At 68.6% G+C, this 8,280-nt stretch carries 8 protein-coding genes; 1 reads left to right on the top strand and 7 read right to left on the bottom strand.

Features of this window, described 5'->3' with window-relative positions:
* Nucleotides 1–48: 48 nt before the first annotated feature.
* The 7 genes from EK403_RS22555 to EK403_RS20140 all read right to left on the bottom strand — a co-directional run bounded on the left by EK403_RS22555 (nt 49) and on the right by EK403_RS20140 (nt 7,669).
* The gene (locus EK403_RS22555) at nt 49–573 is read right to left on the bottom strand and encodes a TIGR02444 family protein (protein WP_164919691.1); all 525 of its coding nucleotides are present in this window, start codon (nt 571–573) and stop codon (nt 49–51) included.
* Entirely contained in the window at nt 570–1,196 is a 627-nt protein-coding gene (locus EK403_RS20165) for a UbiX family flavin prenyltransferase (protein ID WP_128779251.1), read from the bottom strand. The genes EK403_RS22555 and EK403_RS20165 overlap by 4 nt, the downstream gene beginning before the upstream one ends.
* The gene (locus tag EK403_RS20160; RefSeq protein ID WP_128779250.1) at nt 1,181–2,686 is read right to left on the bottom strand and encodes a chlorohydrolase family protein; all 1,506 of its coding nucleotides are present in this window, start codon (nt 2,684–2,686) and stop codon (nt 1,181–1,183) included. The genes EK403_RS20165 and EK403_RS20160 overlap by 16 nt, the downstream gene beginning before the upstream one ends.
* A gap of 13 nt (nt 2,687–2,699) precedes the next feature.
* The gene (locus EK403_RS20155; protein ID WP_128779249.1) at nt 2,700–4,589 is read right to left on the bottom strand and encodes a TRAP transporter permease; all 1,890 of its coding nucleotides are present in this window, start codon (nt 4,587–4,589) and stop codon (nt 2,700–2,702) included.
* A gap of 38 nt (nt 4,590–4,627) precedes the next feature.
* On the bottom strand, nt 4,628–5,620 hold the full coding sequence (locus tag EK403_RS20150) for a TAXI family TRAP transporter solute-binding subunit (RefSeq protein WP_128779248.1): 993 nt from the start codon (nt 5,618–5,620) through the stop codon (nt 4,628–4,630).
* 55 nt (nt 5,621–5,675) lie between these two features.
* On the bottom strand, nt 5,676–7,079 hold the full coding sequence (locus tag EK403_RS20145; protein ID WP_128779247.1) for a UbiD family decarboxylase: 1,404 nt from the start codon (nt 7,077–7,079) through the stop codon (nt 5,676–5,678).
* 122 nt (nt 7,080–7,201) lie between these two features.
* Nucleotides 7,202–7,669: a MarR family winged helix-turn-helix transcriptional regulator gene (locus EK403_RS20140; RefSeq protein WP_128779257.1), complete on the bottom strand. Its 468-nt coding sequence runs from the start codon at nt 7,667–7,669 to the stop codon at nt 7,202–7,204.
* Between the two features lie 322 nt (nt 7,670–7,991).
* On the opposite strand from EK403_RS20140, the gene EK403_RS23475 reads away from it, so the two are divergent.
* The coding region (locus tag EK403_RS23475) for a GntR family transcriptional regulator (protein WP_245479816.1) at nt 7,992–8,280 on the top strand (289 nt) is incomplete at its 3' end.

The following is an 8,280-nucleotide window of genomic DNA, read 5'->3' as shown; positions in this document are numbered from 1 at the left end:
CCTTGAATCAGCACGCAGTCCACACCGCAAATCTATTGGGTACAGACCCTAGGATGCGTCGGCCGCCGCCTGCGCCGCGGCCGCGACGGTCGACATGGCCGGCCGGACGCTCTCGTCGACAGCGCCCCGCGCATAGAATCCGACCACAGCGTCGATCGTCTCGGCGACCTTCGGCGCCCTTGCGTCGGGCGGGAGCGCCACAAGGCGGTCCGCGAGGATCGACTGCTCGATCTGCTCGGCCTTGAGCTCGAGCGCCTTGACCCCGTCCCGCAAGGTCTCGGCGTCGCCCGCTCCCGCGCCCGCGACGCCGCCCTTCAGATCGCGCCGGAGCCGCCGCAGCGGCAGCACCGCCCTCTCCCTCCAAGGGGCGGCCGCCGCGTCGAGCGCCGCAATCTCGTCGGGGCCGACCACCCTGCCGAGGCGCGTCGCGGCGTAGATCGCGACCAGCAGGACGTTGACGTCGACGCCGCAGGCGTCCTGCAGGCTCAGGCAGGCGCCGGCGACGCCGGGCCTCGCATAGAAATCGAGCGCGAACCGCCAATGCGGCCCGTCGAGCTCCGCCTCCGCGCTCACTGCTCCGCCGGCGCGAAGGGCGGCCTCGCGGCGCGCGCGACGCCCGTCCAGCGCTTCGCGAGGCCGGCGTCGATGTCGAACAGGTCGAGCGCCCGGGCGACCGTGTGGTCGATCATCTCGGCGACGCTCTGCGGCCGCGCGTAGAAGGCCGGGACCGGCGGCATGACGATCGCGCCCATCTCCGTGACGGCCGCCATGCTGCGGATATGGCCGAGATGCAGCGGCGTCTCCCGCACCATCAGCACCAGCCGCCGTCGCTCCTTCAGCACGACGTCGGCGGCGCGCGTCAGCAGCGTCGAGGTCACCCCGGTCGCGATCTCGGAGAGGGTGCGGATCGAGCACGGCGCGACGATCATGCCGGCGGTGCGGAACGAGCCGCTGGCGATCGCGGCGCCGACATTGTCGATGTTGTGGAACCGGCTCGCGAGCGCCCGCACGTCGGCGAGGCTGCGGTCGGTCTCCTGCGCGAGCGTCACCTGCGCCGACCGGCTCATCACGAGATGCGTCTCGATCCCGAGGTCACGCAGGATTTCGAGCGTCCGCACGCCGAGCGCGGCCCCCGAGGCGCCGCTGATGCCGACGACGATCGGTCGGGAGGGCGCCCGCGTCATGTCGGGGCGCATTCGAAGCGCCGCTCCGGATAGCACCAGGGGCACGCCTCCTCCGCCGAGCGCCCGAGCGGGTCCCAGTCCGGCAGCGACTCCCAGACCGCCTCGCCGGAGGCCTGCGCGTCGGCCATGAGCTTGCCCACGTCCACCCCCGGGATGACGCCGTTCTCCATGCGGACGACGCCGTCGACGATCACGGTGTCGACATCGTCGCCGACGCCGCATTCGACGACGCTCTTCACGGCGTCGCGCACCGGACCGTAGCGCAGCGAGTTGCGGCCGCCCATGTCGATGATCACGATGTCGGCGAGCGCGCCGGCTTCGAGCCGGCCGAGGTCGTCGCGGCCGAGCGAGACCGCGCCGCCGAGCGTCGCGGCCTCGAAGGCCTCGCCCGCGGTCGCGGCCAGATAGCTGTGGCTCATGAGCTTCCCGAGATAGGAGGCGGTCCGCATGTTCATGATCATGTCGCGCGGATAGGTGTCCGATCCGATCGTGATGTTGACGCCGGCCTCACGATAGCGCTTCCAGCTGTCGAGCGTGCGGCCGCGACGCACGATGTTGATCGGACAGTGCGAGATCGACACCCCGGCCTCGCCCATCAGCCTCAGATCCTGAGGCTTGGCGTAGTTCATGTTCGGGTTGTCGGCGATGAAGTTGCCATGGCCGATGTTCAGCGTCGGCCGCAGCATGCCGATGCTGTCGAGCAGCTCGATCGGCGTCATCATGTGCTCGCGCACGATCTCGTGGAATTCAAGCACGCTGTAGGCGGCGTGGGTCGCCATCGGCAGCCTCGCGCGGTCCGCCTCCTCTCGGGTGCGGCGCAGCAGCTCGACGCTCGCGGTCTCGACTTCGCGCGGAACCAGGATGCCGCGGATGCGGCCCTCCGCGTCGCCGTCGTGCTGCGCGATCCAGTCGAGCGCGGTTTCGAGGCCGTCGAAGCCCAGCCGGTCGTCGCGGGTGCGCTTCAGCCGGCCGCGCTCGTCGCCCACCCACCGGCCGCAGTCGTAGCCCGGCGCGAGATAGGCGCGGGTCCCGAGCCGCGAGACCTCCTTGTGGAGCGCGTCCTGGACCTTCAGCTGGCTGCCGAACTCGACGAAGGTGGTGACGCCGTTGCGCAGCAGCTCCGCGACCGTGAAGGCGGCGTTGAGCTGGAACGCCGCCTCGGCGCCGGCGTCGCCATGCTTCAGATAGCGCGGGTCGCCCGAGACCGTCGCCCCCTCGCGCGGCACGCTGATCTCCAGGAAGGGCTGGCCGAAATACATCGGCCGGCCGGCGTCCGCGATCAGCCGGTGGGAGGCGCGGTGACCAGAATGCACATGGGTGTCGATGAAGCCCGGGCACACCAGACGGCCGCTTGCGTCGATCACGCGGTCGACGCTTCCCTCGAAGCCGGCGCCGACGAAGACGATCCGGTTTCCCTCATAGACCAGTTCGCCGTCGCGGATCAGGATGTGGCGGCCGTTCTCGTGGCCGACGAGCCAGCCGGCTTCGATCTTTGTGCGCATCGAGTAAGCGACCTCAGAGGGTTTGCACGGCGGCGCGGCGCGCCTGGCTCGACCGCCACAGCTGCCAGACGAGGATCGAGCCCGCGACCGCGGCGCCGAGAAGCTCGGTGGTCTCGTTGGGGGCGATCAGCATGACGCCGGCGACGAACAGCGCGACGCGGGCCGGCCGGCCGAGCGGACCGAAGAGATAGCCGCCGGAGGCCATGGCGGTCGCGACCACGCCGATGGTCGCCGTGCCGACCGTCCGGACGATGTTGAACGCGTCGCCCTGCAGCAGGATGCCCTGGTCGAACACGAAGGCGAACGGAATGATGAAGCCCGGCACGGCGATGGCGAAGGCGATCAGCCCCGTGTTCCAGAGCGACCCGCCGCTGATCCCGGCCGCCGCGTAGGCCGCGAGCGCGACCGGCGGGGTCACCATCGACAGCACCGCGAAGTAGAAGATGAAGAGATGCGCGGGCAGCGCCGGGACGCCGAGATTCTGCAGCGCCGGGCCGACCAGGATGGCGGCGACCAGATAGGCGGCCGCGGTCGGCATGCCCATGCCGAATATCAGGGTCAGCACCATCGCGCCGATCAGCGAGATCAGCAGCGAGCCTCCGGCGATCTCGAGGATCCAGCGTTCGAGATGCAGCGCCATTCCGGTGTGCACCAGGACGCCGACGATGATGCCGGCCACGGCGGACGGGATCGCGACCTCGGCCGCGCCGCGGGCGCCGGCCACGATCGCCTCGTAGATGTCCTTCGGTCCCATGCGGGTCGCCGACCGCGTCCAGCTGATGACGAGAATCGCCGCCAGGCTGATCGCGCCGACGCGCATCAGCGAATACTGGGCGGTGAGCAGGTAGATCATCAGCCCGAGCGGCAGCAGGACGTGCCAGCGCTCGCGAAAGCCCTTGAGCGCGGCCGCGACCGGAAGCTCGTTGTTGGGCCCGAAGCCGTGGCGGCGCGAATAGCTGTCGATCAGGACATAGAGCGACAGGTAGAAGAGCACGGCCGGCACGATCGCCGCATAGGCGACGCTGCCGTAAGTGACGCCCACGATGTCCGCGAGGATGAAGGCGGCCGCGCCCATCACGGGCGGGGCGAGCTGGCCGCCGGTCGACGCCGTCGCCTCGACCGCGCCGGCGAAATCCTTCGAGAAGCCGGTCCGCTTCATCAGCGGGATGGTGATGACGCCGTCGACCAGCACGTTCGCGACCGCGCTGCCTGAGACCGTGCCGAACAGGCCGGAGGAGACCACGGAGGCCTTGGCGGCCCCGCCCCAGGCGCGGCCCGTGACGCAATAAGCGAGGTCGACGAACAGATGCCCGGCGCCGCTGCGCTCGAGGAACGCGCCGACGATCACGAAGTAGAACACCATGTTGGCCGAGGCCGAGATCGGCGTGCCGAAGATGCCCTGCGAGGACAGCACCTGCAGGTCGACGAAGCGCATCAGCGACATGCCGCTGTGACCCATGGGTCCCGGCAGGTAGGGGCCGAGAAACACATAGGCGATGAAGGCGGCGGCGAGCCCCATCAGCACATTGCCGGCGACCCGGCGCGAGGCCTCGAGCAGCAGAGCGATCAGGACGAGGCCGAAGACATAGTCGGAGGCGAACACCTCGTCGACGCCCTCGATCCGTTCCGCGACCCGCGCGCCCTGGAAGTAGAAATAGACCGCGCAGGCGAGGGCGAGCAGGGCGCAGACGACGTCGGCGGGCGAAACCGGGTCGTCTGCGCCGCGCCGGGATCGCCAACCGAAGATCAGGAAGACGATCGCAGTCGTGGCTCCGACATGGACGCCGAGCAGCGAAATCTCGAACAGGTTCCGGCCGAGGGCGAGCGGCGCGAACTGCACCGCCGTCAGCGCGATCGCGATGAGGCCGACCGCAAGCTTTGCGTGACGCGCAGACAGCATCATGATCGCCTCCCCCGGCGGCCGAACCTGTCAGCCGCGCCTCAGTTCGTCAGCCCGGCTTCCTTGAAGTACTTCGCGGCGCCGGGATGCATCGGGCAGTTGCCGTTGAGGATCGGATCCGCGGCCTTCTTCGGATCGAAATCCGCGAGGCCGGCGTGGATCTGGGAGAGCTTCGCGGCGTTCTCGACGATCGTCTTGGCGAAGGCGTAGGCGACCTCGTCCGGGACGTCGGCGCTGACCAGGATGTTGGAGGCCGCGATCACGGTCGGAACGGGCTCGGTCTGGCCCTTGAAGGTGTTGGCCGGGACGACGGCCGCCGACCAGCCGTACTTGTCGACCATGCCCTTGATCACCTCGTCGGGCAGCGGAAGCATGATCGTGTCGTTGACGGTGACGATCTGGGTCGCGGCGGGATGGCCCTTGGTCACGACATGGGCCCAGCCGTCGGCCTGGCCGTCCTTGATCGACTCGGCGGCGCCGGAGCGTTCTGTCGCCTCGATCATGCCGCCCTTGGCCGCGACCGCGTCCTTGCTGGAGCCGAGCAGGCCGAGCACCTGGCGCACGCCCTGCTCGCCCGTCCCGCCGGCCTTGGTGGTCAGCAGGTGAAACTTGTTCTTGCCCTCCGCGATGTCCTTCCAGGACGTCACGCCCGAGCTCTTGGTGACGAAGGTCCCGAAATAATAGACGTCGAGGCCTCCGATCAGGCCGCGCACCTTGTCCTGCCTGGACTTGAAGGTCCCGAAACCGCCGCAGCCCTCAGCCGAAGTGACCGCGAACGAGATGCCGAGCTCGGCCTCGCCGTTCTGGATGAGCTTGATGTTGCCGACGCCGCCGGCGATCGGCAGCACGTCGATGCTGGACCCGACCGGCAGGTTCGGCCGCACCATGTCGGCGATGCCGGCCCCGTAATTGTACCAGGCGGAGCCGACGCCGACTGTCGCGAAGCGGAGCTTCACGGGCCCCTCCGCATGGGCTGCGAGGGCGGTCAGCGAAGCGATGGCGAGGCCTGCGCAGAATGAGGTCAGTCGGGTCATGCTGCTCTCCGATGCTCGCCAGGCGCGCCCGGCCGTGGGTGTTTCGCGGCGTTCGTCAGAGTGAGACGCCCGCAGCGGCGAGGATCGATCGGGCGCGGGCGCGCTCCTCGTCGGAGATGACGAGGCGCTCGGCGAAATCGCGGCCGGAGGGCCGCGTCGCGTCGACGCCCATCTTGGTCAGGGTGAAGTCGTTCGGGTCGGAGCTCGGGTCGAGGATCGCCCCCTTGGCGCCGGGGACGAAGAAGATGTCCTTCTCCGCCCTCACCCGCGTCGCGATCGCCCAGAACACATCGTTGATGTCGAAGACGTCGACGTCATCGTCCACGACGATCACGTACTTGGTGTAGAGCTCGGTGCCGAGCGTCGCCATGACGGCCATCTGCGGCTCGCCCTCGGCGGTCTTCTTCATCGCGACGATCGCGACAAACGCCCCGCAGGTCGAATGCGGCACGTGGACGGCCGTGACGTTCGGCAGGTTGCGCTTCAACGCGTTCAGGATCTCGCCTTCGCGCGTCACGCAGGAGATCAGGATGTGGTCCTTGGCCATGCCGGCCGTGACGCTGTGGAACATGGCGTCGCGCCGCATCCGGACGCGGTGCGCGACGAAGACGTTCTGCGTGCTGCGGTAGGAGGCGTAGCCCGTGAACTCGCCGAACGGTCCCTCGGGCTCGTGGACGCCCGCCAGGATCTCGCCCTCGATGACGATCTCAGCGCCGGCCGGCACCTCGAGGTCCGCGACGCCGCAGCGCGCCAGGCGGTAGGGTTCGCCGAAGAGACCGCCGATGATCTCGAATTTGCGCACCTGCGGCGGGTACGCATAGGTCATCGAGCCCATGTAATGGAGCGGGTGGATCCCGATCACGATCGCGGCCGGGAGCGACTGGCCGCGCGCCTCGGCCCGGCGGTGGAACTCCCACATGCGGCGCCGCGAGTGCAGCGAGACGCCGAGCCGATTCTTCCCCTTGAGCATCAGCCGGTGGAAGCCGGTGGTGTCGACGCCGGTCTCCGGGTCGCGGGCCGTGATCTGGCCGGCGGTGATGTAGGGCGCGGCGTCGACCGTGAACTGCAGCGGGATCGGCAGCTTCGTCAGGTCGACGTCGTCGCCCTCGAGCACGACCTCGTCCCAGGGCGCGCTCTCGACCGTCTCGCAGGGCAGATATTTCATCGCCCGTTCGCGGAACGCCGTCGGCAGGTCGGCGGGCGAGACGTCGAGGCAGGCCGCCAGCAGCTTGCGGTTGGCCGCGACGTTGGTGACGAGCGGCGTCGGCTTGCCGTCGATGTTCTCGAACACCACGACCGGGCTGCGGCCGGCCTTTTCGAGCTCGAACACCACGGCGGTCGGCGCGAAACGGGAGTCGACGCGGTCCGGGATCCGGACGATCTCGTCCGGGAACCGCGTCTCGACCATGCGGAGAAACCCCCGTAGGCCCTGCTTGTCCGCGCCGCCGACGTCCGGCATCGATCCCCGCCTCGCTGATGCTCGATCCCGATCCGGTCGCGACGCCAGGACGCCGCTGCCGTTGATCGTCAGTATGCTGACGAATTTCGAACGCTCAACGAGATTTTTGCGCCAATGGCTGCTCAGAGAATGCGCAGCACGGTCCGGCCCTGTCCGTTGTTGGACTCGACGAGCGTCGTCAGATCGCGCACGAACGCCTCCCGCTCTTCGGGTTCGAGCGGCGCGACGAGCCGGGCGTGGGCGCGATCCAGCGCGTCCTGCATGTCGCCCAACATTTGCTCGCCCGCCGGCGTGAGGAAGGCCCGGCGCAGCCGGCGGTCCTTGGGATCGGCCTCTCGGCAGATGAGGCCGCGCTTTTCGAGGCGCGACAGCACGTTCGAGGTGGTCGTCCGGTCGACGCCGATCTCCGCCGCGAGCGCGGCCTGGTCGAGGCCCGGCTGCGCGATCAGCACCTGCATGACGCTCGACTGGACCGGCGTGGTGCCGAAGGCCTCGCATTCCTTGAGGTAGATCGCGACGTAGATCTGGTGGAGCCGCCGCACCAGGAAGCCTGGTCGCGTGAAAAGTCCGATCGCCCGATCTTTCGTCATCGCCTGCACGCCACGCCCTCCCGACGACTTACGCGCCTCTCCCTTGAGGCTGAGCCTCGAATGCCAACTTCAGGAGCGTTCGCCAAGTTTGCAGGGTCCGGACGGCGCTGAATACCGATGAATGGCGGCGCCTTCGGAGCGGGACGATCGGCTGGAGACGGCTGCCGAAAATGCCGGAGCTTGAGCTGGATGGCATACATAAAGCTCTGTTTTTTCGTAATTTTCTTGACAGATTGCGACGGAACGCCGCTTGGCGAGAAAGGCGTTGAGCCTGTCTCGAAGCATTTGTAGGCTGCTCACAGGATCAATGTGGAAGGTCTCGATGGCGACGGGCGCGGTTCAGGAAATGACCGGCCGGACCGCGAAGGTCGCGATGCACGACTCCACCCTCAGGGGCAATCACGCCTATGACCTGATCCGGCGAGAGATTGTCTCCTGCCGCATCATGCCGGGCGCGCGGTTCACTGAGCCTGAGCTGATGGAGCGCTACGGGCTCGGCAAGTCGAGCCTGAGGATCGCCCTTCAGCGGCTGACCGAGGGCGGGCTCGTGAGCTCGATCCCGCGCCATGGCTACCGCGTCGCGCCGATCACCGTGAAGGACGTGGACGAGG

The sequence above is a fragment of the Hansschlegelia zhihuaiae genome, from assembly GCF_004103825.1.
Taxonomy (GTDB): Bacteria; Pseudomonadota; Alphaproteobacteria; order Rhizobiales; family Methylopilaceae; genus Methylopila; species Methylopila zhihuaiae.
Note: the sequence above shows the minus strand (reverse complement) of the source record. Positions and strands in the feature narration are given on the sequence as shown.

What these genes read in the sequence shown, in the direction of transcription:
- EK403_RS20165 (WP_128779251.1), bottom strand. Translation starts at nt 1,196, where the DNA reads ATGCGCCCCGACATGACGCGGGCGCCCTCCCGACCGATCGTCGTCGGC.
- EK403_RS20160 (WP_128779250.1), bottom strand. Translation starts at nt 2,686, where the DNA reads ATGCGCACAAAGATCGAAGCCGGCTGGCTCGTCGGCCACGAGAACGGC.
- EK403_RS20155 (WP_128779249.1), bottom strand. Translation starts at nt 4,589, where the DNA reads ATGATGCTGTCTGCGCGTCACGCAAAGCTTGCGGTCGGCCTCATCGCG.
- EK403_RS20150 (WP_128779248.1), bottom strand. Translation starts at nt 5,620, where the DNA reads ATGACCCGACTGACCTCATTCTGCGCAGGCCTCGCCATCGCTTCGCTG.
- EK403_RS20145 (WP_128779247.1), bottom strand. Translation starts at nt 7,079, where the DNA reads ATGCCGGACGTCGGCGGCGCGGACAAGCAGGGCCTACGGGGGTTTCTC.
- EK403_RS20140 (WP_128779257.1), bottom strand. Translation starts at nt 7,669, where the DNA reads ATGACGAAAGATCGGGCGATCGGACTTTTCACGCGACCAGGCTTCCTG.